The following is a 24,784-nucleotide window of genomic DNA, read 5'->3' on the forward strand; positions in this document are numbered from 1 at the left end:
TTCAGTTTGACCTGATCGTCTATTCTTCCTAAATACTGGATATTTCCATCCGACAGCCATTTCCCGAGGTCGCCTGTTTTATACATCCGCAGCCCCGGTACGAAAGGATCCTCTTTAAACACAGCAGCCGTTCTCGTCGGATCGTTTAAATACCCTCTTCCAACGCCTATGCCGGAAACGCATATTTCACCGGTAACCCCCGTAGGACAAAGGTTGAGCCACTCATCCAAGATATAAATATTCAAATTATAAAGAGGCTTACCGATTGGCACATGGCCGATATCGGAAAGCGACCTCATAATCATATGGGTAATATCATCCGAAGCCTCCGTCGGACCATAGGCGTTAACTAAGGCTATTTCGGGGTAATGATTAAACCAACGGTCAGCCAGACCCCATTTCAGCGTTTCTCCAGTGACAATCATCCACTGCAGCGTTTCTGGCATCCGGATTTCCGTGGAATCCAGAAGAACAGTTAGGTAGGATGGCACGACCTCCAGAACGGTTACTCGATCTTTGTGCATCCTTCTGGTAAAAGCATGGCAGTCCGTGATCGTATCATTCTCGTAGATGACGGTCCTGCCGCCTGCCATTAAGCTGGCAAAAAACTGCCATACGGAAATATCAAAGCATTGTGACGCATTCTGGGCGACTACGCTTCGCTCATCCAGCTGCAAATCCTTGATTTTAGCGTGCAGGTGGTTCATCATTCCAATATGTTCCACCATGGCTCCTTTAGGCTGTCCTGTCGATCCCGAAGTGTAAATGACGTAGGCCAAGTTATCATTCGGAATAGTCCGTTTAAAATTATCTGAGTTCTGCCTTGATATGTCATCCGCCGCAACATCCAAAAAGATGAAGCTGTCGTTCTCCTCCAACTTTTTATAATGGCTGTTGCTAAGCGTAAGCTTGGTACCTGATTGGGCGAGGAGATCTCGGATTCTGCCTGCCGGAAATTGCGGGTCGATAGGCAAATAAGCGGCTCCCACTTTCCAGACCGCTAAAATGGATGCGACCATCATCGGACTTCGATCGAGCAGGATGGCGACAATATCCCCCTCAGTAAACCCCCTTTCATTCAATAGCCACGCTATCCGATTGGCAAGCTCATTTAACTGCTTATATGTAACGGTCTCGTCCTTGAACATTAATGCGACGCGTTCCGGATATACCTCCGCCAGTTCCTGAACCCGTTGATGAACCAATTTTTCTCTGTCGAACGTGTGACTCGGTCCTTGACACCACCGCAACATAAGCTGCTCTTCTTCAGGGTTGAGTAATTCGATTTGAGAAAGGCGCATATCTGGGTCTTCGACAAGCTGGACAAGGATTTGACGGTAATGACGCAGCATCATCGACATGGATTCTTCCTTGAAGAGATCCGTGCAATATTCCAAAAGTAGTTCAAAACCATTGCTTGTTTCAACCGCTTCCAGCATAAAATCAAATTTTGCGGAATGAATGCCGTAAGGGATCTTTTGCAGACGACCGAAAAAGAAGCCTTCCGGAAAATCTGAATTCAGGGTATGGAAATCGAACATCGTTTCGAATAAAGGATTCCGGCTAAGATCTCTTTCCAAGTTCAATTTGTCAATCAGCCTTTCCAGCGGGTAATCCTGATTTTCGATAACCTTGAGGATAGCGGTTGTCGTCTCATCAAGAAACTCCCGAAAAGGCTTGCTTGGCGATATGGAACTGCGAATGGCTAAATTGTTTACAAACATCCCCACCAGATTCTCTGCGTCGGAATGCCTCCTACCGGATACTGATGTTCCGACGACAATATCCTCCTGCCGTGTATATCGAGAAAGAAGGATAAAGTACGAGGCAAGCATAAGAACGTATACTGTTGTACTGTGTTTAGCCGCCGTTTCCTTCAACTGTCCACTCAATTTTCCGTCTAGCAGCATCGACAATTGGTTCCCCCTGTAGCTTTGATCCTGCCTTCTCGGAAAATCGGTCATCATGTTTAGCAGCGGAACCTGGTTGCTGAAAACATCCAGCCAATACCGCTCCTGGTCCGGCAATATTGATTCCAACCGCTTTTGGTCCCAGGCCAAGTAGTCGATAAAGCGAACCGGAAGCGGTTGCGGCTCCGTTTCTTGATAAAACATAAAGAAATCCCGAACCATAATATCCATCGACTGTCCATCGGCGATAATATGATGGACGTCGAAGAGCATCAGGTAATGATCCGTTTCAATTTCAACAAGCTTCGCCCTCATTAACGGAGCTTGCGTTAAGTCAAATGGCCGAATAAACCGTTCAATCAATTCGTGAGTGTCCGAAACCGATCCCGCTTCCTGAGTCTCCAGACGGAATGACACTTCCTCGTTGATTTGCTGAAGAGGAACCTCCTCAATGAGATGAAAGGAAGTTCTTAAGCACTCATGCCGCCGAATCAGCTTTTGCAGGGCGAACTCAAACTTAAGTACATCCAGCGTCCCCTGAATCCGATAAGCCCTCGGAAAATTATAACTGGTCGTATTCTTGTTCAACTCATCCAGAATATAGAGCCTTCTTTGATTATCCGACATAGGATAGAAGCGGCTTGTTTCTACTTTCTCGATCGCAGGTTCCGGATCAGCTTGAAGCGTGTTCAAATAGGCGCCGAGAAGTTTAATGGTAGGAAACCTGTAGATATCCGAAATCGTAATCTCTACGTGGAAAGCTTGCTGTATTCGGGTTACAATTGTTAAAGCCTTGACGGAATGGCCCCCCAGTTCGAAAAAATCATCGGTTGCTCCCACTTTTCCGATCTTCAAAGCCTCTTTCCAGATCTCGGCTAATGATTGTTCTATGCTGCCGGACGGTTCTTCGTAAGTCTTATATCCGTATTCCACTTTACTGTTCTGCAGAGTCATTCTGTCCACTTTGCCATTAGGGGTTAGCGGAAATTGTGACATCGGGATGATCTGCCCGGGCAGCATGAATTCCGGAAATTTCCTCCTTAAATTTAGGCGGATTTGTTCAGGATCCACCGGCTCATTCGAGTATTGAATAAAAGCAATGAGATGATTTTCTTCTTCTTCATTTTTCTTACAAATAACGACACTGGACCGAATGCCGTCCATACTATCGATAGCCGATTCAATTTCCTGCAGTTCGACCCGGTATCCACGAATCTTAACTTGCTGGTCCATTCTTCCTTTATGTTCAAAACGACCGTCAATCTTTAATCTTCCGATATCGCCGCTCTTATAGACCCCACCGTTGTACGGCCCGGTCGAATTCGTTAGGAACCCAGCAGTTTTATTCCAATATCCGCGAAATAAATACTCACTTTCAAATTGGAACTGACCGAGAGTATTGGATGGTAGCGTTTCGCCATCTCCATTCACAATTCGTAACTTAACTCCGGGGATTGTACGTCCGATCGGAATGATCTGACTTTGGACGCGGTCATTCCGTCCGATAAATTCAAACGAGCAAACAAGTACTTCGGAAGCGCCAAAAAAATTAACCAACTTACAGTTATTCGTAAAGTTAATAGAAAATAGATCGGCATCCGTTTTGTGGATCGGCTCTCCGCCAAGGATAACCAGTCTTAAGGACGGGAAGGTATATCGGCCGTCATTAGCGTGGAAGATGTGCCGGAATAGGGTTGGAACCGAATGATATAGAGTTACCCCTGCCGCCAATCCTTCACATAACTTATCTAAATTTACATTCTGCTTCACATCATAGATGGTAAGCCTTCCTCCCGCCAATAAAATGGACAGGATATCAAGCATTCCGACGGCATGGCTATAGGACGTAAATAAAGCCAGATGGTCGGAGGATTTGATCTCTAGGGCATCAATATAACTCTTCAAATGAAATAGCAAAGTTTTATGGGAATGCACGACGCCCTTCGGTTTTCCGGTCGAACCGGAAGTATATAAAACAACCGCAAGGTCGTCCGGATTAACGTCAGGCACAGAAAGGAAATTCGCCTTGTCCGGGACCGTGATTTCGTCTATGCTGATGATTTCGACAAAATGACCGGTGGCCTTCTTTAACCGCTCGGCCAATTGTTTGTTCATGTTGTTAGTAAGGATTAAACCGGCGCCGCTGTCTGTGAGCATATAGCCGAGTCTATCCTCTGGGAATGTCGGATCAAGAGGGACGTAGATGGCTTTTGCTCTCATCGCACCCAGCATTCCGACTACCATTTCATTTCCTTGTTCAAATAACAATGCGGCTACAGGAGTCAATCGCCCGGAATCCGGACGGGTCATTCGGCGGCTTACCTCCTCTTTCAAGGCGGCAGAACTGGTAAAAAGCTCGTTATAAGTCATCGTCTTTGCGTTGGAGACCAATGCGATCTTGTCACCATAGGCAAAAGCCGTTTTAGCCAATAATTCGATAAGGGAACAATCCCTTTCTTCATAGCTGCTATTGTCCTCAGGCTCCTCCAATACGCTATCATGAATTTGACGATATATCAGCCGCTTAAGCTTATCCGTCAAAATGTTTCCGTCATTCGCCACAGCGTTCAGCAGCGTCGTTAATCCTTGGCTGAGTGCCTTTACTTCTTCTTTATCAATACTGTGATAATCGAAATGGATCTCAAGGTTGTTCTCGTCCGCCATAATGATTACGCTAATCTTAAAGAAGGTCTGTTCATAAAACTCAATATTCGATATCGTCATGCCAAGCGATGTTAGTTTGTTAAATTTTTTTTCCAGAGGATAATTTTCAAATACGACTACTGTATCAAATAGATGACGATGTCCGGTATTAGATTGGATTTCCGCTAACGAGACAAAGCTATAGGGTTCGGCGGCAAGCTGAGACTTCAACGTTGTTTTCAGTTGTTCCGCAAACGTTATCTTTTTATCGTTCACGATCCGAACTGGGATCGTGTTGAGTAACAAGCCGACGATTGTTTCGGAACCTTTCATTTCCGGCTTTCTTCCGGAAACGACCGAACCGAAAACAGATTCGTTTTTGTCGTCAAACACCTGAAGAACAAGTCCCCAAGCCACTTGAAAAACAGTGTTTAGAGATACTTTGCACGATTTGGATAAGACCCCCAGTTTGCGGGTCAATTCTTCCTCAAGCACGATGCTCAATCTGCTGCGGTCATCCGCGATGCGAGAAGCGGCCTCGTCTTGCGGAGCCGCGGCGGCAGATATCAGTGGAGAATAACCTTGCAAATACTGAGACCAATAATGGAGGGCGGCAGCGTGATCCTGTTGTTCTATCCATTCGACAAAATGGCTGAAAGGTACAGCTTCCCGGTGTCTGCAGTCCCGTTCATACAACAGGTTATAATAGATTTCAAAAAAATCTTTTAGTAAAATGCCAAAACTCCAGCCATCCAAAATGATGTGATGATAGGTCCAAATCAATTCATACAGGTTATTCGTTATTTTAAATACACTAAGTCTTATCGGGAGTTCTTGGGAGATATCGAATCCTTTGGAACGCTGCTGTTCCTTGTATTTCCGAATAGCGTCCCTTTTATCGGAATCACCTCTGAGATCGCAGAGATCTTCGAAATAAATGTCGGTGGTTCTTTCCTCTAGAACGATTTGCATCGGTCGATCCAGATTTTTGTGCCTAAAAATCGTACGCAGCACATCGTATTTCATAATGAGCCTGCTCAAGCTTTGTTTACACAGTTCGATTGACAGATCTCCATCGAGATCGAAGGAAATCTGTTCAACATAGATTTTGTTTTGTCGGTCCATCAAAGATTGAACGAACATCGATTCCTGTGAGGGAGTGAGAGAATATATTTTTTCTATTCTTGCGCTTTTCTTCATACCGTTTCAACCTTTCCTATCATTGGATGTATAAATCCGCTCTCCAACTGATAGAAGATCTAATAATTGATCTACGCTGTCGAAAATAAAATCAGGATCTTCTTGATCAAGCTGTTCTCTGTCCATATCCCCCCAGGTAACCGCCACGCTTGTGACACCAGCGCTTCGGGCGCAGCGAATATCGTTCGTCGCGTCACCCACGAATAAACTGGACATCGTACTTATGCCCAGCTTATCGAGGGCGGCCAGGAGACTTTCCGGCGAAGGCTTTGGATTGACAACGTCATCGGAGCAAACAACCACGTCAAAGTAGGAATATAGTTCAAGTGCTTTTAATATTTCCATGGTACGCGTCCGGTCTTTTCCTGTGCATATTCCGCATCTTATGTTTTGCTCCCTTAAGGTTAGGAGAAGTTCCCTGATTCCCCCGTACACTTCTACTTCATGCAGTAAGAGGGAGCTTATGCGTCGGTATTCGTCAACCATCTCCAAAGGCAAATTCATCTTCCGAAAAATGTTTGGTAGTGAATCGCCGCTGTGGTCCAGAAACGTTCTAAAGGAAGGCGGCTCCCCGGGGCCCACTATGTTGCGAAAGCTTGTAAACAAGGCTTTACGCTGAACATTTGTAGAATTAATGATGACCCCGTCGAGATCGAAAATGACCGCTGCTGGCACTTGGTTCTCCATCTTTATTTAACAGCCCTTTGAATCTTCTTTATCGCTTCGGCAATTTCCCGAGTATCCAATTCGTCTCCAAGCAAAGTGAAGTGCGGGAGCCATACGCCTTCCCGTGCGATTTTCTCCGCATGATCAAGTGGCTGGGGTTGCTCTAGTGATGTCCGGATATGGGACCGGAATTGGTTGTTAACGAAAAACTCCGTGTTGCTCACGACAGGATAGGCGATAAACGCTGGAATTCCTTCCGCAATTAGCGCATCTACAAACTCCTTTCTAGGCATATTCCCAAAGTGGCTGGCATCATAGTAGAAAACATACATGTAGTGGGTGTTAAGCGTTACTCGGGGATCGCAGAGTTGCGGAGTGATCCCTTGGACATCTTCCAAAAGAGCATTGAGTAATTTTGCATTTGTTGCTCTAATCCGGTTATGTTCCGTTAGTCTTTCCAGCTGTGCGGTTAAAATGGCTCCTTGAAATTCATTCATACGGTAATTTGAACCAAGCAGCAGGTGCTGATAAATCCGGTCTCCCTTGGGGCGACCCACGCCGTGAATCAGATACATCGCCTCGTACAATTCTTTCGAATTGGTAAGAATGGCCCCCCCTTCACCTGAGGTCATGATTTTTCCGTTTTGAAAACTAAAAATGGCCGCCGCTCCTAAGGTGCCAATTTTCTGCTCCTTCCATTCCGCTCCATGAGCGTGGGCGGCATCCTCTATAATGTGAATCTTGTACTTCGCCGCAATTTCACAGATGGCGTCCATATCGCAAGGCTGCCCGGCCATATGAACCGGAATGACCGCCTTCGTCTTCGGCGAAATCGCTTGTTCAAATGCCTTGGGGTCCATACACAGCGTATCCGGATTCACATCCACCGGAATAGGAGTAGCATTACAGTAAATCGGGGCGGTTGCCGTTGAAATAAAGGTAAAAGCGGGTACAATAACTTCGTCCCCTTCACCGATTCCAAGGGCCGCCAAAACTAATTCAATTGCATGCGTACCGTTCGTAACGGCCAAGCAGTAACCAGCATTATGGTATTCGGCAAACCCTTTTTCAAAGTTGTTCACTTTATCTCCGGTCATTCTCCACCATTTTCCGCTCTTGGTGACCTCGGTAATTAATTGAAGTTCTCTCTCATCCGACATTGGCCATTGCGGAAACGGTTTTGTTTTTGTCGGGGTTCCTTGCAGAACAGTCAGATTCTCTTTCATGGTTCGTTCGCTCCTCGTAATTGGTTTAATAAGGCGTATAAAGCCAATTCATATCCGTGTGATCTTAACCCTGTGATCGTTCCAACCGCGTGTCCGGTAAATACCGATTGCGTATGCCACCCCCCGCGGGCATGGATATTCGACAAATGAACTTCGATAAACGGAACGTTAAACGACAGCAGGGCTTCTAGAAGGGCATAGCCGGAAAACGTATAAGCGGCGGGATTAATAATGATTGCATCAAATTTATCCCTGTTGGATTGGATGTAATCAACCAAATCTCCCTCGGAGTTTGCTTGAAAGCCGTATAGCTCGGCCCCCAGAGCCATCGCTGATACAGCTAGACTATCTGTTATGGAGCATAATGTCTCACTCCCGTAGTGCTGCGGCTCCCGAATCCCGAGCATATTAAGATTCGGTCCGCTTATGAGGGCGATTTTATACATAATTAAACTCCGGATCGGATAAATAGAGTGCTCCGGCTACTCCGCTCCGGTCCACCAATTTACTTAACCGTAGCTCCAATGAATCCCCCCAGCTTCCGTAATCCCGGGCAAGTGCCTCCTTAACGGAATCCAAGAAAATCGCCCCCCCATGTGCAACTCCGCCTCCGATTATGAAGTGCCGGATGTCCATCATTTTGGAAAGGTTATAGATGGAGGCAGACAGATACGTCCCCGCTTCCTTAAAGATGTCGGCTGCCCATGGGATGCCCTGCTTTGCAGCTATAAATACTTCTTTTAGATCGCGAATTGAGACGCCGTGCGAAGACGCAACTGACAGGCCGCGTTTAAAAAGTGCCGGTCCCGAAACTAATGCTTGTAGGCATCCTGAATTTCCGCATACGCATACCGGGCCATTGGGTAACGCAGTGGTATGGCCCAGTTCGCCGGCTAACCCGTGGGCCCCCGTATACAGCTTGTCTCCCAAGATCAACCCACAACCGACTCCGGTCCCGACCGTTAAATATGCCAATTCACGTAGCCCCTTTCCGTTGCCGAACTGATGCTCACCAACCGCGGCCGCATTGGCGTCATCCTCAACGACAACCATAACGTGAAGTCTGTCCCGTAAATGCTCCATCAATGGATAGCCGTTCCACAGTGGACGGTTTGGCCATTCCGTAACGATTCCCGTCTTGCGGTCGACCATAGCGGCCAAAGAAACCCCAACCCCAACGACGCTTTTGCTATCGATATTGTGTATATATAAACGTTCCGCTAATAATCGGATAATATTATGTTCAACCTCATCGGCAGCATGAGCAAAAGAACAAAAAGGCGTCACATAAAAATCGACCCATCGATTCGTCACAGCATCCGCAATGGCAATCCGTGTATTCGTGCCGCCTAAATCAAATCCGATTCTATATAGTTCTGCCATTGGATAACGTCTCCTCTCCGCCTTTCACTATGAAGCAGCAGTCTCCTACTCAAATCGTGATTTCACCAATCTCCTTGACAAGCAGTTCGAAATTCCCCAACGACATCCCTTTTACCCCGACATCGGACGGAGTCATTTCCACCGTTTCCTTGCCGATGCAATGATCGGTAATCGCGCGGATATTTGCCATAAAGCTTTCCGCAAGCCAGTCTATGGACAGGCCGGTTAAGTTGTCATACTGCATTTGTATTATCAATTGTTTGTCAATAAGCATGGAATCGATTTGCAGGCGGTATTCCGCTTCCAGTCCCCCCCCCATACAAGGTGATAGCGGAAGCGGCCTCACCACGAATTGGTCATTTTCATACAAGTCCTCGAATTCCCCCAAATAGTTAAAACAGAGATCTGCTTTATACGGGTATTTGTTACCTAGAGATTCGGAAGATAAATGTTTGAGCATTCCGTAACCACTTCCCTTGTTAGGTACTTGCCTGAGATCTTCTTTTATCCTCTTGATCCATAAACCTAAATCTCCGGTCCCCGTTAAATTCAAGACAAATGGAAAGAGAGAGGTAAACCAGCCCACTGTTCTTGATAGTGACAAACCGCCACCTTCAGAATCCCTTCCATGTCCCTCCAAATGGATGACAAGCCTGCTTTGATCCGTCATTTGGTCTAGCGTCAGTCCTAAAGCAGCGATTAACAGTTCATTGGTCGAAGTCGTATAAGCCCGATTGGCTCCAAGCAGTCTCTTTGTATCTTCTTCAGATAATTGATAGGTGTATGACAACAGATCGCCAATCTTGACTTCTTCGGATGTTCTCCCGAACAACAAGGAACTTTCCTGGATTCGCTCGATTTCCTCCCAATAAAGCCGTTCCCTACTAAACCCCGATGCCCCGTGAAGCCTTTGGGTCCACTCCGCCAATGACGACGTCCTTATGGGAGGTGCCACATCTTCGCCCTGAGCTAGTCGGCAGTAAATTGCAAAAAAGTCATCAAGCAGAATTCTCCACGAAACCCCGTCGATCAGGAGGTGATGGAACAATAGCACCAAGAAATCTCCGCTTGGTGTTTGATATAAGGTCGCGCGCCACAAGGGCCCTTCGGTCAATCTAAAAACTTGATTAAGCGTTTCCGCAATTTCCGAAGGAAACAAACGGCTTTCAACGTTATCGGCAATACTAGCAATTTTATAATCAATCTCATATTGATGAGTCGCCTTCACGTACGCTTCGTATCCCTCATGTTCAGTTGGAACGAATACCATCCGCAACGAATCATGCCGGACAGATAACTCGGTGAGCGCTTCCTTGACTAGAGCTTGTGAGAATCCCCGTTCCGCTTGCACGCAAACCCCTTGATTGTAATGGCCCCTTCCCACCGTTTGATGAATCTCGAAAAATCTCTTCTGCATCGGTGTTAGGGCAACAACGCCCTCTACCGGACGAATGTCAAGAAGTTGCACCGTATTCGTAGGTTTAACGTGAACGCTCAATTCCCGTACGGTGTAGTAAGTAAAGATGTCCTTAGGTTCGAGCTGAATGTTTCTTTCCATTAGACGGGAACTAATTTGTAGAGCTTTGATGGAATCACCGCCCAATTGGAAAAAGTCATCATCAATTCCAACGTCTGTTTTTTTGAGAACCTGCGCAAAAACTTCGGCGAGCTGCTTCTCCATATCGGTTCTCGGTGCCATATATGTCTTAGTGGAGGTCATTTCGTTTAAATCCTTTTTTGGCAGTGCTTTTGTATCGATCTTTCCGTTAGGTGTCAACGGGAATTTGTCTATTCTGATGAAGCAGCCCGGAATCATGTAGCTTGGTAAGTTCAGGTGTAAGGAGCTTCGAATCTCTTCGGCCGTTACCGCTGCGTCGGCAATGAAATAAGCTGCCAAGGTTCCGCTCTCCGTGCTTGCAACAACTAAAGCTTCATGCACGGAGGGATGCCTTCTGAGATGGTTTTCGATTTCTTTCAGCTCAATGCGGTATCCTTTGAATTTCACTTGTTGATCCACCCTGCCGAGATAAACGATCGTTCCGTTGGACAATCTTTTAGCAAGATCACCGCTCCTGTACATCTTGCCATCCAGAACATAAGGATTTGGAATAAATTTCTGCTTTGTGATCTCAGGCTTGCCAAGATATCCCTCGGCTACACCGTCTCCGGAAATGTAGATTTCTCCGGGAACGCCTGCTGGAACAGGGGACATATGGCGGTTAAGCAAATAGATTTGGACGTTATCCGCAGGCACTCCTATCGGAACAGACTCCAGCTCATCATCCTTCGGGTCGTATTGATGGATCATACAGCCAACGACTGTCTCCGTAGGGCCATATTCATTGAAAATTCTGATTTTCCCCCCGAACATCCGGTATATCTTTTGAGCGAGTTCCGTTTTTAAATCCTCGCCTCCAACAATTAACGTCTTAAGGACGGAATCCTGAACCGGAATTCCTTCCAACAACCTAAGGTGTGAGGGCGTCAACTTTATGACTTGAACCTGGTTGTCCAAGAGAATGTCACGAATCAGCAGATCTGGATGTCCATCTTGGTAAATGACTATCCGGTTTCCGGAAATAAGAGGTGTGAATAGGGACGTTATCGTTAAATCGAATGATAATGAAGAATAAAGCGGGAAAGTATTCTCGCCCTCTACCAGATAAACTTTCTTGGCCCAATAAACGTAATTGACCAGCCCTTTATGCTTCACCATTACACCTTTGGGCAAACCAGTTGAACCTGAAGTATAAATGAGATAAGCCAAGCTTTCTGGGTCACGCTTTATAGCGGGATTCGGGACGGGCCCCGTATCCGCGTCAATATCCTCTATGAATACCTTTCTTCCTTCACCGGTGATGCCATGTTCAAATTTACGTTTTGTCAGAATAAGCGCCGCTTTGGAATCTTCCAACAAATATTGGATCCGACCGCTCGGATAGGTTGGATCGACCGGAACATACGCGGCGCCCGCTTTCAGAACGGCCAAAATCGCAATAACCGTTTGAATGGAATTATCCGATACGATAGCTACCTTCTCATTGGGCCGCAGTCCAGCTTCTTTGATCGTTTCTGCAAACTGGTTTGATCGGTGATTCAGCTCTTCATAGTTGAGCTTCCTCTTCCCCGATACAACCGCCACACGCTGAGGCGTGAGAGTGACCTGTTCTTCGAACAAATCCGCGACCGTTTTGTCATGTGGATAGGATTGTTCCGTCCGGTTGAACTCGTATAACAAATTTCTCCGCTCCGGCTCGCTTAACAACTGGTATTGAGGTAGCAAACACCCCGGATTTTCAATAATCTCTAATAACAGATTCTTAAGGTGGTCAGCCATCTGAATAATCGTTACTTCCCGAAACAGAGAAGCGGCGTATTCGAATGAAAACAAAAGTCCTTCTTCTCTTTCGTAAACATGCAAAGTTAAATCATATTTAGTAATATTTGTAGATAAATCATAGTGACTGCCATGCAGTTGGCCAAACTGCCATTCTTCCTGAGTGGGATGAAGCGCCAGCATGGTATCAAAAACTGGATTCCTACTCAGGTCGCGCCGTTCAGTCTGATATTGGCCTGCCATTAAGTAAAAAGGATACGACTGATTTTCCAAAGCGCCGACGTAAACCTTCTGAAGCTCCCCAATATACTGCTCTAGCGTCAATGTGGGGTCGATTCTGCATCTTAGCGGAACCGTGTTTACGAACATGCCAACCGATTTTTTGAAACGGGCATCCAGCCTCCCCATTACCGGCGTACCGATTGCAATGTCCTCCTGAGAGGTGTACTTATACAGAAACAAACTGTAGGCAGCCAGCAGAATGCCAAACAGGGTGGAATTTGCAAGACTCGCATAGTTTTTCAGCCGTTCGGTTACCGCTTTTCCAACCTGAAAGTCAACTTTCCCGCCGCGGTGATCGAATACGGCAGGTCTCGGGAAATCAAGTGGCAGATCCAGCATGCTTAAATGGCGGAGTGTTCCTTTCCAGTACTGTTCCTGTCTCTTAAATTCGTCGCTATGAAGGTATCGCTCTTCCCATTCCGCATATTCCTTATACTGAATTACAGGGCCCTCCAGATGACGCCCGTTATAAACCCCAAATAGTTCTTCCATAAGAATGGAGAAAGACATCCCGTCCATGATGATATGGTGGGCATCAAAAAAGAGCAATTGATGATTTTCCCCCTCATCTTTGACTTTAATCAAACATGCTCTAAATAAAGGCGGTTCCGACATTACAAACGGTCTGATTTGGTCTTGAAGCGTACTCGTCAAATCCCTTTTGAAGCATTCCAGCTGCCGCAGTTCAAACGGTAGTTTGTCAAGCACGGTTTGAATAATCGAGTCCCCCTGCGAATCTCTGGTATTAAAGCTCGTTCTGAGAATTTCATGTCTGGCAATAACCTGCCTGATCGCCGATTCCAAACGTTGACGGTCCAGCGTGCCCGTTAATTTAAGTACATAAGGAGTGTTGTACACGACCGATTGCCCCATAACCCGCTGCAACACGTATACTCCCTTCTGGACACCGGTTACCGTAGGAAACGGTGTAGGCGCGGAAGCCGATAGGTCTCTCCCCTGCCGCCGGTCCTGAAGATAAGCGGAAAACTGAGATACAGTCGGATATTCATACAAGGCGGACACACCGACCTCAAGGTTTAGTCGCTCCTGAACGGTATGCAGGATAGAAATCATTTTTAAAGAGTCTATCCCGTATTCAAAGAAATTTGCGCTTGGATCCAGCTTCTCGAGACATAACACATCCTTCACGATCGTTTCAATGGATAAAGCCATATCTCCAGCATTAGGCGGTGGAGTAACCGTATTGAATTGAGGTTGGCCGGAAGCTGTGATAACACTCTCAAATTCGCCGTCGGTATAATGCTTTACCAATTTATGCCGTTGAATCTTTCCACTCGTCGTTTTAGGTATCTTCCTGACCGGAATGACATACTTAACAATAAGGCCTGTTGCCTTATTTATCGCCGTCCGTATTTCGTTCGCCAAAGTCGCAAATTCTGTTAGGCTCCGCTTGTACAAAACAAACACGATAATGTCATCCTGCTTATCGTCTGGATTATTAACGACTCCGACTACCGTTTGGCTAAAGCTGTTGTGTACGACTCCATCGGCGATTCTCTCAAGGTCATGTGCATAATAATTCAAGCCGTTTTGAAAAATAACTTCCTTTTCTCTTCCGACTATATATAACCGACCGTTCAGGACACAAGCAATGTCACCCGTGAATAACCACCCTGAGTCCGAAAAGACTTCTTGGGTCGCCTCTTCATTGTTATAATAACCGGAGGTCACATTGGTTCCTTTAATATATAAGCGCCCGACAAATCCTTCCTCAAGAATGGAGCCTCCCGCATCACTGATTTGAATGGAACAATGCTCCACCGGCTCCCCTACGCTGACGAAAGAAACACTCCCAGGGTCCGACCGTTCGACCTGCCGAACTTCTTCCCCAATATTTAAGCGATTGCGGTCCAAAGTAACGCTTGACATTTCGGAACCAGGAACAGGAAAAGTTACTGCCAAAGAAGCTTCAGCCAATCCGTAGACGGGGTACATGACGTTTTTCTTTAAACCATACTGCTCCATTCGTTCGACGAACCGGTGGCAAACCTCCAATGAAATCGGCTCGGCCCCATTAAAAATTAATCGGATATTGGAAAGATCGAAGTTCCCGCTGTTAGGTTTTATCTTCGACAAAACATATCGGAGCCCAAAATTCGGTGAAGATAATACCGTCGCACGATACTCGCTCGCTTTTCTGAGCCATAATAGAGGATTTAGAACAAAGACGGACGTTGGAATCAGAAAATGGTCAGCCTGCATGATCAACGGAGCCAAATGGAATCCGATCATCCCCATATCATGGGTTAGAGGCATCCAGCTCATCATGATATCTTCATAGGAAGACTCTGATCTTGCTATGATGTCATATAAATTGGTCATCAAGTTACCGTGAGTCAAAACAACGCCTTTAGGAGAACCCGTCGATCCGGAAGAATATTGAATAAACGCGATATCGCCTGCCTGAACATCACTTTTCACCCATTTTGACGGCACTTCTTCGGCAAACTGGTCAATTAACATCGTTTTTCGATGTAAATCTTCCATGAGATCCATGGAATGTTCTTCTATATACGCTGTTAGGGAAGCGTTGCCGCTTTGATTCGTAATCAAATAAGGAGCATGCAGTTGCCTCCATACCCGTACCACCTTCTCCCGGGACTCCTCGTTTCCGCCAACAGATAACGGTACTGGTATTATTCCTCCGATTATGCAGGCCCAAAAGGCGAATAAAAAAGAATCATTTTTGTTGATAAATAAGACAACCTGTTGGCCCTTTTCCACCCCTCTTGCCTTCAATTGATGCAACACTTTTTGTGCTTCGTCAAATAATCGTTTATAAGAGACAAAAACTTCATCCGTCGATCCTTCGATGAAGGTAATCCCTTTGTCCTCTACATGCCGAGCATATTCGGCAGCTTCAACCAGGCTATTTAAGCGATGCAATGCATCTTACCTCCCTTTTTAATCAATCGTCACGCCTGTACCGTTTTGCAAGGCAAGGTTGAAGAGGTACTTACCGATAGCAATGTCAAACACTGCAAGTCCCATGGGATTAAACATAATCGGAACGTCCTTGTTCATGTCGCCCAATGCTCCATGGCATACAACATCGATAATCGATTTTGTTTCACTCCGCTGCAGACCCATTTCTTTTGAAAACATCTCGATGTCGGTTGCTTCTCTGCATACTTCATCCCAATCATCTACTATAATGGAGCGCCTGACATCGTCGAACACGTCGCATGTATAATCCCGCAGCGAAACGTTCAAAAGCAGGGAACCCTGCTTTGGAGACTTGTTAATATATCTTTGTGCCGCAACGGTACAGGTTATCACGATATCTGCATCGTCATAAGCATCCATCCAGGTTTCCCCAATCGAAACCTTACTGGAATTGAGGGGTTCAACTTCTTGAATAGGCCTTATGTCGTAAATGATGTACGATTTGACCTGATCCCCCAGTAATTCGGCACACATTTTGTAGTGATACTGGCCGATTGGCCCCCAACCGATGATAGCCACTTTCAGGTTCGCCCGTTTTCTCACCTTCTGATAATATTTTAGGATGACACCGCTTATGCTTACGGTTCTGATCACACTTGCTAGCGGCGAATTGATAATAGCAAGAGGCTTTCCAGTGTCCGCCTCATTTAGTACGGTCACGCTGTGAGCACGTGGAAGATTACGTTCGTGATTGTCCGGAAAGCTTGCGATCCACTTCAAACCTGCAATATCAATGCCTCCTCCAACAAATGCAGGCATTGCAATAATGCGGTTTTTGGCATCCCGGTAGCGCAAATACGGCTTGATCGGTTGAACAAAGTCATTTTCCGCCATGATCCATACCGTTTCCTCAATGATCTCTATTGTTTTGAACCATTGGACCGATAGATTCTTGAGGTATTGCCCGTTTAAATACAACATTCTGGCCCTCACCCTTATTTCTTATGCCTCTTGAAAATTGTGGATCCATTCCTTGTTATAGATCGTATGAATGTATCGGTCTCCTCTGTCGGGAAATATCGTTACAACCGTTGGCTTGTTGAGGAAATGCTTACCTTTGAAGTATTCGAGAATGGCACTGAACGTCGATCCTGACGAACCTCCGACAAAAATGGAATGCTCAGTCAGCAGCCGGTGACACATTTGAACGGCCTTCGATTCCGAGACCATGACAATGTCGTCAATGATGGCTTTTGAGAGAATTTCGGGTACAATGCTGGAGCCGATTCCGGGAATTAATCTCTTCTGAGGCTGCCCACCAAAAATGACAGAACCGATAATATCAACAGCGATAATCTGAGCGGAAGGAAACTTTTCTTTTATCTTGTTGGAAATGCCCGTTATCGTTCCGCCCGAGCTGACTCCCACGAAAATATAATCAATTTTGGGAAATTGCCTGCACAGTTCGTTTCCCAATGTTTCATAATAAGCTTCTGCGTTGTATGGATTGGCATACTGATTAACCCAATAACTGTCGGATACTGTGTTCAGCAGCTCCTTAACCTTTTTTATCCGATTCACCAAGTAACCGCCAAAATGGTCGGCCTCCTGCACTTTCACCAACTTTGCATCCATATAATTAATCAGAAGTTCGTTGGCTTGATTAATATTTGGATCGACGACACAAATAAAATCTAGATTCTCTTTCTTGCAGTATGCGGATAACGAGATACCGAAATTTCCAGATGAAGATTCAATTAAGGTAGTCCCCGGACCAATTTCTTTTTTGTTTAACAGTTTTTTAATTATGTAATTTGCGGCTCTGTCTTTCACGCTTCCGGTTGGATTATAGTATTCCATCTTAGCGTATAGATCGATCGGAAGTTCCGTATGGAGTTTGATCGCAGGTGTATTACCTACATTTTCAAGGATATGGGGAAGAAGCAAAGGATGGTCACTCCTTTAAGACTATTGAACGAATAGGATAGGATATCATTTCAATTCGTGCCACTTGTTCCATTTTTCATAGGGCCGCAGAATGTAAATCTCATTTTCCCTGTCCATAAACCCGTTTACAATAAATTCTCTTCTAATTGTGCAGAAGTCTTCGTGATATTTTCGGATATGTTCATTCAGCGATTTCTCCGAATAGGAACTATCGGGATTCAATTCATTGAGAATGTATTCAAAAACAATCAACTTTTTTTTCTTTTGCGCTGGAATGCTCTTTAGCTTTCCATCCTTGGTAAGAAAATTTTTTAACACTTCGGCTCTATAATTTTCATGGTTGATTTCCATCGTATCACCTATTTTTCCGTAGGTTTTTAAAGGTCAAAGTCGGCAGAAAATTGAAAATCTCTTTGGGGATCCGGGTGTCCCCCCCCGTCAAGATGGTTAAAGATGCCTGCCATATGTTCAAAATTCCGCTCATCCATTTCTTTATTCGGCGAGATCAACTTCTGCCTGACTCCTTCATTGAAGGCCCGCAGAAAACTTTTTATTTTATCGATTCCCCAATCCCGGTGTAGCAAATTATAAATGCTTGGATAGTCAAAATCGTTTTGCGGTAACCAAATCGAATTTTTGATATTCAAAAACATGTCGTCGATAATGTCGCAGGCGGTGGGAGCATCCATTGTGGAGTGGGACCATTCAAACTGTGAATTTGTAATTTGATACTGCTCCCGTTGGTTCCATATCGGAGTATAAGGATCGCAATACCACAGCTGCGCTCTGTAAAAATCCGGCTTGCATTTTTCGATAAAATCAAAGGTATCCTTTGCCGTTTGTTCCGTTTCCCCGGGGAATCCGACAATGAAAGACGCGTATGTGATGATGCCGTTCTTTCTTAATAATTCGATGCCTCTCTCATACTTCTCTATAGTCACTGATTTCTTCATGTTATTGAGAATCTGCTGATTACCGGACTCGATGCCCAGAAACACTCCTTCACAACCGCTCTCTTTCATCAAATCAATCATTTCCTCGTCGGCAAACTGACAACGGAAGAAACTGTTCCACTTGAACTTATATTTATTCTTAATCATCATTCTCAAAATTCCCTTAAATCTTTCGGGAGGGACATTGAAGGTATCGTCTAAGAAAAAGATACATTCCACATTTCCCATTTGGCTTAAGATTTCCAGTTCCCGTTCAACTACTTCCACATCCGTAGTTTTGTATTTTCCCGCATGCTGAGGAAACCCACAGAACGCACAGGAAAACGGGCACGAAATAGACGTTCGAAGAGAGACAAACTTATTCACTCTGGAAGAAAATAAATTCCAATCGACAGGGTTGTTTTCAAGCAGGTTGTTTTCCGTTTCCAGTTTGTTGAAAACATGTTTTCTACCAGACTTATGTATAACATTGGGAATGTCCCCGATCCCATGCCCTGCTTTTAATGCCGTTAACAAACTTACCAAAGCCGATTCCCCTTGAGAGCTATTAACATAATAATCTGCCTGTATGGTGTCAAATAAATAAACAAGCGACGTCTCATCCAAGACTTTGATTTGGGTTGAGACAAAAGGGCCGCCAAGTATTATTTTGGCATGTTTATTGTATTTTTTAATAAACCGCATGATTTCCAGAATAGGCTGAACGGAGACATAGTATGTGGTTGTAATTACGACCGTCAAGACCTCTTTCTCCGTCAGGATCAACGCCAATCGTTCTTTCTCGGTCTGAAAAGAATTGACATAGTCAAAAGTAAAGTCTCTCTTTTGTAAATATGACCCTAAGTATGATATAGTCGAACTAAATATGTTTCCCATATTTAAGGGACCGACAGGGTCGCTGCCGTTCAGCAAATTGAACACATCGGCGGCAGTCAGTACTTCTCCTTTATAGCGGGTAAAATTCATATTCAAGTCCCGGTATGCTCCTGATCGCGTCCCCATCATTCTAAGCTGCTTTTCATATTCCTTGAAATCGGTTTGATTGTGTCCGATAAGAAGACAATCAATGCTATCTCTCATAGTTTTCACCTTCCCCTTAAATTACTCATTTCATTCTAGTTAGAGTAGAACATTGAATCTTAACACTAATTCGCTCCAATGTATAATATTAATGCTGTCTGGGAAACTGGAATTCATTCCACATGCAGCTAACTCATAATCAATATCGAATTCGTATCTTTTAAATCGCCAAGATTGACTATCAATCTTAGATTCAAATCTAATAACGCCCTGAGACAAATCAAATGAGAATGAATCAAATGGTATTGCTAACCCGCCACCAACCGCTTTAACATAACTTTCTTTTAAAGTCCATAATTTGTAAAAAAGAGAGGTCCTATCCCCCAAGGAACTGTTATTGAGTTGGAATATTTCATCAGACGAAAATATTCTATTAACAAATGCTGTATTAATATGATTAGTTTTCTCAATATCGATACCAACGGGAGCCGAATCAAAAATAGCAACTACCCATCGTCCCGAATGAGAAACATTATAATGGCAATTCGGAAAACCAGCCAAACTAGGTTTATTATGTTCATTTTTCTCAAAAGCTATATCACAGTTTGGAATTCCCCATATATTAACTGCACATACTCTTACAAGAAGTTCACTAAATAATGATCGGACCCTATCCTCTATAAATCGTAATTTTCTAAGCTGCTCGCGTCTCTCATAACTCAAATGCTGAATAAGGCCAAGGTCGTTACAAATTGTTTGATCAGCACCCTCAATATTAATTGCATATATTTCCATATAACCCCTATGACATAAAATCAAAAATTAAGGAGAATGTCAAAATTCAGACCCTTTTTAAAATAGCCACCTACTCTTAGGATGCCTGATTTGCCAGACCATTCGAGTTTTTTTCACAAAATATACTTCTTACCATTCATTTTCTTCCTCGGTTCGAAAACGAACGCCGTCAGGGGTACTATTTTCTTTTCAACTTTCAAGCACATCCACCCAACCATTTCCATATATCACTAGTGAACTAACTATAACAGTTCTGTCGAAAAGTTCAATTAAATATGTGGAATTGGATGAAATATGTAAATATATATAATTGTTCGATTAAATACTTTTCAACACCCCCCTCTTGCAATATACACCATTTTTTGATATTTTTTTATCATTACTTGCTAATATGGAGGAGCCCATGGATTGCTCGCTTTGTTCAATCAAAACAAAAGAAATCATAGCCCCCGGCGGCACACTTCGGTACGATTTGTCCAAATTGGGATTCCTAATCATAAAACTGAATAACCCGCTATTTTTATTGTCCACCAATAAAAAGATAGAATTGAAACCCCAGGTAGTTGTTTGCGCCAGTAAAATTCAACTTAGTAACCCTTTAAACGAAATCGCTATCATAAAGGGAATCACTTTACATACTCCATTGCCAGAGTTCTCGCAGATGCAACCCCTGATTTTTGAACACTCATTACAAACGAAAGTTTTTGGTGAACTATTCCAATTAATCGACGCAATCGATTCCCAGGGAACACTACTAATGCAACAACTTATTCGTCTCATACCTGATTTACTTGATGCAGTGAGTGCCTCTGATAAAGATACCGAAAAAAACAAAAAAAATAAGATCAACTCAGGGAAGATCGATCCTCGTTTGATTCTGGTAAACCGGTACATACGCCAACATTTCCAACAACCTATTACCCTACAAGATTTAGCTGATTTAATTGCTTGTAACCCTGTTTATCTAAGTAACACGTATACAAAGGTATTCAAGCTTTCACCAATAAAGCATATTCAGAATTTACGGATGCAAACCGCAAAAGAGCTGCTAACTTCCTCGTGTTGGACCATTCATGAAATTGCTCAAGAACTCGGTTATGTATCCAGTTCGCAATTTTCCAATTTATTCAAGAAACATTACAACATTACCCCCTCTTCTTATCGTACATCTTTTCACATCAAACTTAGACAAGGAGAAGAAGCATGAATATCCAAATATGTGAAAGAGACATTGTCGATAAACTAATGGGGCTCTTAAATGTAACTCATCCCTTTCATGGTGAAGAAGACTTAAGTGCTTACGGTCTCGACTCCATCAAAACGATTCAGTTGATCGTAGAGTTGGAGGAGCAATTTGATATTGTGTTTAACGACGAGGAGCTTTTACTTGAAAAATTCTCAACCGTCCAAAAAATCGCAGAGCTCGTCAAGCTTAAAATCGCGGTAAACCAATGAACCATTCCTTTTCCTCTTTTTTGCGATCGCAAACAGTAAAGTACTGGTACTATAACGTCAATCAAGAGCAACTGTGGAATGATGTCGCCGCCTTTCCTTCAGTCACCGACTACCGTCAACTGGAGCTTGTGTACCAGCAGGAACAGCAGATTCTCTTTCTCGCCCATCCGAACGATGTTGTTCTGCTCCGACATGAGCCCGACCCGACATATTTGAACTATCTCCGGGAACGCGGCATGACCCTGCCGCGAATGGAAAGATATGATCCCGATGGGCATTTTCCATGCTCTAAACCGGCGAAAGCCATGTTGGTACCCTATATCAACTCCGAAGAGACTTCCCGATTGGTCGCGCGATATCCCGGAATGAAGCTAGCCGGCTCCAACGAAGCGCTGGTCAAACGCTTGAATCATAAGTTCGAGACACGCCGTTTGGCGGAAAAATACGGCTTCCAGATGACTCGGGGGCATTTCTGCCATGACGAACAAGAACTGAAACGGCATTATGAACGGCTCAGGAGCGAGGGGTTCGACAAATGCGTACTGAAGATACCCTACGGTTCATCGGGCAAAGGGCTTTGGGTGATTGACGACCCAAGTTCCTTTCACTTGGCGACTCGTTTTATCCGAAGAAGAGCCGAACGCTTCGAACTGATGCTTGAAGGCTGGCACTCGATTCGGCAACACTTAAACAGTCAGCTCTTTATAAGCGAGGAAGGCCCGCAGCTTCTGACCGTAACCGAGCAGATAATCGACGCCAACGGCGTTTATCAAGGCACACATTTTACCCCTAAATATGAAAACGGCGTGTTGGAGATCTATTGTTCCGAGATCATTCGCATGGGCAAGGTGTTGATGGACCTAGGCTATCGGGGCATCTGCGGCATCGATTCTATTTTGGATCAAGCTGGGACGTTGATTCCGATTATCGAGATCAATGCCCGTTTTACCCAGGTGACTTATCTGATGCAGGTGGTAGGAGAGCTGACTCGCAAGTACGCCTCGGTTATCAGCGGATATGTTCGATTTGAATTGCCCGATGAGTGCTCGTTTGAAGTGATTTATCGGAGTCTGAACGACTGGCTTCAGCCCGACGAATCACAGGGCTTCCTGATTTATACATTTGCCCGTGTTACGCAGCCGGATCATTCCAAAACGCATTACCGGGTATACAGCTTGTTTTTCGGGCAAGATCCGCTCATCAACAAAAGCAAGCTGGAACGCTTCTATGCCTTTCCCCATCATTTACTAGGTGAGAATGGCATACTATATAAGTTGAACAAGGAGTCAATTTCATAATTCAAGTTGCTCAAGAGCAACAGGGTTCCCCAATTGGGAAGTTCCATTTCTTACAAAAATCGTTTATGCGAATTCCGTGGGTAGAGCCAACTGCTTGTTTAACTTATCAATCGCAAAACTTGCTGAGGGCTAGGTAGCTTAACTGAATCTGGCTTGGACGAGTATATTTTATCGACTTGTACTTGGGGTCGAAGCTGTCGTAGCGGTAGGTATGGCCTTCTTTCCAAACCGGACTGAAATCCTATATGAAAATCATCGAGCCGAATAAAGCGATCGATTGAACTTGCCCCTCACCTGAGCTTTGCTGCAAAATGAGATACAGCAGCTCGTTTACCTGGTTAATCTTCGTCATATAGCCGTGAGCGTCCAGCCAGTCTAACAGTATCGACCGGTCGGCCGGCATAAAACCCGTCCTCGATTTGGCGCAGCGCTTCGATATTCCCGTTTTGGCGCTGCGCTCCCTTATAAAACTCGCATTGCCCGGCATCCTCAAACAACAGGTCGGCGATGCACAGCCTTCCGTGCGGCTTAAGCACGCGCGTCATTTCTGTTCGTCCGTCAAATGGTGCAAGGCAAAGCTCGTCACGACAAAATCGAACTGCCCGTCAAAATACTGCAAAGCAAGCAAGTTGCCGACCTTCGTCGTAAGCCCTGGGAACTTGCCGCGGCAGCACTGCAGCTCGTGATGATGATACCGCGCCTTGGACGCGATTGTGCGATGGATTGCCCCGCGGCCGGGCGAAACCGGGCTTGATGTGGCGACCGGAACAGGCAATTTGGCGAGCCAGTTAGTTCATTGAGCGAGGCATTTCGATGCTGGCATGGACCAGTCCAAAGCGATTACTTTTAGAATGTCTCCTTCATAGACCGGACGTCTTCGTCGAACCTTACCGCCTTACGGTCGTAGCCCCAGCGGTCCTCCACGTTCTGCGGCTCTTCCCCCCTTTGATAATCTCGTATCTTGAGAGATATCTAGCGACCAAAGCCATCTAAAAATTGGTCATAATTTTGGCTACATAAAGAATTTCTCAAATAAATGTGGATTTCGTTTATATTATCCCCTTCACTAAAAAATTTATTTTAAAATAAAAAAAGCAGTACCCTGACCGGAGAATCGGTAAAGGTACTGCTTGTTGCTTGGCGACGTCCTACTCTCCCAGGATCCTGCGATCCAAGTACCATCGGCGCTGAAGGGCTTAACGGTCGTGTTCGGGATGGGTACGCGTGGAACCCCTCCGCCATCGCCACCAAACGTGCTTTCGTTACTCGCGAAAGCTTGCGATTAATCAGGTTGCAGCATCGCCAAATGCCGCGAAAACAACGTTCACCCGAATCGTGCTTGGCGGTTCGAGCGTTCATCATTATTCCCTGAAAACTAGATGCGAAAGTAAGGTGTGCTTTGTTTATCCTTAGCTTCCCGGCGTTTTTTCACCGGGGTCCCCGAAAAGTATATCGGCATATGCTACAGAGCAATACGTCACTTTTTGGGGTAAATTAGTTAAGCCCTCGACCGATTAGTATTCGTCAGCTGCACACATTGCTGCGCTTCTACCCCGAACCTATCAACCTCGTCGTCTTCAAGGGGTCTTACGAATTGGGAAATCTCATCTTGAGGGGGGCTTCACGCTTAGATGCTTTCAGCGCTTATCCCTCCCGTACTTGGCTACCCAGCGATGCTCCTGGCGGAACAACTGGTACACCAGCGGTACGTCCATCCCGGTCCTCTCGTACTAAGGACAGCTCCTCTCAAATTTCCTACGCC

Annotated in this window: 16 protein-coding genes and 2 rRNA genes; 3 read left to right on the forward strand and 15 right to left on the reverse strand. The window is 45.0% G+C overall.

What is annotated here, in order from left to right:
- The 11 genes from AC0LWM_RS31665 to AC0LWM_RS31715 all read right to left on the reverse strand — a co-directional run.
- Positions 1-5,753, reverse strand: a 5,753-nt coding sequence (locus tag AC0LWM_RS31665; RefSeq protein ID WP_474679040.1) for an amino acid adenylation domain-containing protein, incomplete at its 3' end; no start/stop codon positions are given.
- Between the two features lie 6 nt (positions 5,754-5,759).
- Entirely contained in the window at positions 5,760-6,440 is a 681-nt protein-coding gene (locus tag AC0LWM_RS31670) for an HAD family hydrolase (protein WP_474679041.1), read from the reverse strand.
- Positions 6,441-6,442: 2 nt separating this feature from the next.
- Positions 6,443-7,645, reverse strand: coding sequence for a DegT/DnrJ/EryC1/StrS family aminotransferase (locus AC0LWM_RS31675; RefSeq protein ID WP_474679042.1), 1,203 nt, complete (start codon positions 7,643-7,645; stop codon positions 6,443-6,445).
- Positions 7,642-8,091 (reverse strand): type II 3-dehydroquinate dehydratase, encoded by a 450-nt coding sequence (locus AC0LWM_RS31680; RefSeq protein ID WP_474679043.1) that lies wholly within the window; start codon positions 8,089-8,091, stop codon positions 7,642-7,644. The genes AC0LWM_RS31675 and AC0LWM_RS31680 overlap by 4 nt, the downstream gene beginning before the upstream one ends.
- Entirely contained in the window at positions 8,084-9,028 is a 945-nt protein-coding gene (locus tag AC0LWM_RS31685; protein WP_474679044.1) for an ROK family protein, read from the reverse strand. Before AC0LWM_RS31685 ends, AC0LWM_RS31680 begins: the two co-directional genes overlap by 8 nt.
- 49 nt (positions 9,029-9,077) lie before the next feature.
- Positions 9,078-15,554, reverse strand: a complete 6,477-nt coding sequence (locus AC0LWM_RS31690; protein WP_474679045.1) for an amino acid adenylation domain-containing protein — start codon at positions 15,552-15,554, stop codon at positions 9,078-9,080.
- A gap of 18 nt (positions 15,555-15,572) precedes the next feature.
- Positions 15,573-16,535, reverse strand: a complete 963-nt coding sequence (locus AC0LWM_RS31695) for a 2,3-diaminopropionate biosynthesis protein SbnB (RefSeq protein ID WP_474679046.1) — start codon at positions 16,533-16,535, stop codon at positions 15,573-15,575.
- A gap of 21 nt (positions 16,536-16,556) precedes the next feature.
- Positions 16,557-17,501, reverse strand: a complete 945-nt coding sequence (gene sbnA / locus AC0LWM_RS31700; protein WP_474679047.1) for a 2,3-diaminopropionate biosynthesis protein SbnA — start codon at positions 17,499-17,501, stop codon at positions 16,557-16,559.
- Between the two features lie 45 nt (positions 17,502-17,546).
- Entirely contained in the window at positions 17,547-17,852 is a 306-nt protein-coding gene (locus AC0LWM_RS31705) for a DUF2087 domain-containing protein (RefSeq protein ID WP_474679048.1), read from the reverse strand.
- Between the two features lie 26 nt (positions 17,853-17,878).
- On the reverse strand, positions 17,879-19,534 hold the full coding sequence (locus AC0LWM_RS31710) for a PhpK family radical SAM P-methyltransferase (protein ID WP_474679049.1): 1,656 nt from the start codon (positions 19,532-19,534) through the stop codon (positions 17,879-17,881).
- A gap of 39 nt (positions 19,535-19,573) precedes the next feature.
- Positions 19,574-20,269 carry a 4'-phosphopantetheinyl transferase family protein gene (locus AC0LWM_RS31715; RefSeq protein WP_474679050.1) on the reverse strand — a complete coding sequence of 232 codons (696 nt, stop codon included), beginning with the start codon at positions 20,267-20,269 and terminating at the stop codon, positions 19,574-19,576.
- A 403-nt stretch (positions 20,270-20,672) separates the two neighbouring features.
- Between AC0LWM_RS31715 and AC0LWM_RS31720 the strand changes: the two genes are divergently transcribed.
- The 3 genes from AC0LWM_RS31720 to AC0LWM_RS31730 are packed head-to-tail and all read left to right on the forward strand — an operon-like array spanning position 20,673 to position 23,022.
- Complete coding sequence (locus tag AC0LWM_RS31720; protein ID WP_474679051.1) at positions 20,673-21,476, forward strand: helix-turn-helix transcriptional regulator; 804 nt, start codon at positions 20,673-20,675, stop codon at positions 21,474-21,476.
- Entirely contained in the window at positions 21,473-21,724 is a 252-nt protein-coding gene (locus tag AC0LWM_RS31725; RefSeq protein ID WP_474679052.1) for an acyl carrier protein, read from the forward strand. Before AC0LWM_RS31720 ends, AC0LWM_RS31725 begins: the two co-directional genes overlap by 4 nt.
- Positions 21,721-23,022 carry an ATP-grasp domain-containing protein gene (locus AC0LWM_RS31730; RefSeq protein WP_474679053.1) on the forward strand — a complete coding sequence of 434 codons (1,302 nt, stop codon included), beginning with the start codon at positions 21,721-21,723 and terminating at the stop codon, positions 23,020-23,022. Before AC0LWM_RS31725 ends, AC0LWM_RS31730 begins: the two co-directional genes overlap by 4 nt.
- Positions 23,023-23,360: 338 nt before the next feature.
- Here the strand turns inward: AC0LWM_RS31730 and AC0LWM_RS31735 are convergent, their stop codons facing one another.
- From AC0LWM_RS31735 to AC0LWM_RS31750, 4 genes are all read right to left on the reverse strand, one after another.
- Positions 23,361-23,567 carry a hypothetical protein gene (locus AC0LWM_RS31735; protein WP_474679054.1) on the reverse strand — a complete coding sequence of 69 codons (207 nt, stop codon included), beginning with the start codon at positions 23,565-23,567 and terminating at the stop codon, positions 23,361-23,363.
- Complete coding sequence (locus tag AC0LWM_RS31740) at positions 23,564-23,797, reverse strand: class I SAM-dependent methyltransferase (RefSeq protein WP_474679055.1); 234 nt, start codon at positions 23,795-23,797, stop codon at positions 23,564-23,566. Before AC0LWM_RS31740 ends, AC0LWM_RS31735 begins: the two co-directional genes overlap by 4 nt.
- Before the next feature lie 360 nt (positions 23,798-24,157).
- A 5S ribosomal RNA gene (gene rrf / locus AC0LWM_RS31745) occupies positions 24,158-24,274 on the reverse strand.
- Positions 24,275-24,516: 242 nt separating this feature from the next.
- Positions 24,517-24,784: ribosomal RNA gene (locus AC0LWM_RS31750) — 23S ribosomal RNA — on the reverse strand; the annotation flags it as partial.

It is taken from the genome of Paenibacillus sp. sgz302148, from assembly GCF_056120465.1.

What these genes read in the sequence shown, in the direction of transcription:
- AC0LWM_RS31715 (WP_474679050.1), bottom strand. Translation starts at nt 20,269, where the DNA reads ATGGAAATATATGCAATTAATATTGAGGGTGCTGATCAAACAATTTGT.
- AC0LWM_RS31705 (WP_474679048.1), bottom strand. Translation starts at nt 17,852, where the DNA reads ATGGAAATCAACCATGAAAATTATAGAGCCGAAGTGTTAAAAAATTTT.
- AC0LWM_RS31735 (WP_474679054.1), bottom strand. Translation starts at nt 23,567, where the DNA reads ATGACGCGCGTGCTTAAGCCGCACGGAAGGCTGTGCATCGCCGACCTG.
- AC0LWM_RS31680 (WP_474679043.1), bottom strand. Translation starts at nt 8,091, where the DNA reads ATGTATAAAATCGCCCTCATAAGCGGACCGAATCTTAATATGCTCGGG.
- AC0LWM_RS31675 (WP_474679042.1), bottom strand. Translation starts at nt 7,645, where the DNA reads ATGAAAGAGAATCTGACTGTTCTGCAAGGAACCCCGACAAAAACAAAA.
- AC0LWM_RS31720 (WP_474679051.1), top strand. Translation starts at nt 20,673, where the DNA reads ATGGATTGCTCGCTTTGTTCAATCAAAACAAAAGAAATCATAGCCCCC.
- AC0LWM_RS31730 (WP_474679053.1), top strand. Translation starts at nt 21,721, where the DNA reads ATGAACCATTCCTTTTCCTCTTTTTTGCGATCGCAAACAGTAAAGTAC.
- AC0LWM_RS31685 (WP_474679044.1), bottom strand. Translation starts at nt 9,028, where the DNA reads ATGGCAGAACTATATAGAATCGGATTTGATTTAGGCGGCACGAATACA.
- AC0LWM_RS31725 (WP_474679052.1), top strand. Translation starts at nt 21,473, where the DNA reads ATGAATATCCAAATATGTGAAAGAGACATTGTCGATAAACTAATGGGG.
- AC0LWM_RS31695 (WP_474679046.1), bottom strand. Translation starts at nt 16,535, where the DNA reads ATGTTGTATTTAAACGGGCAATACCTCAAGAATCTATCGGTCCAATGG.
- AC0LWM_RS31710 (WP_474679049.1), bottom strand. Translation starts at nt 19,534, where the DNA reads ATGAGAGATAGCATTGATTGTCTTCTTATCGGACACAATCAAACCGAT.
- AC0LWM_RS31670 (WP_474679041.1), bottom strand. Translation starts at nt 6,440, where the DNA reads ATGGAGAACCAAGTGCCAGCAGCGGTCATTTTCGATCTCGACGGGGTC.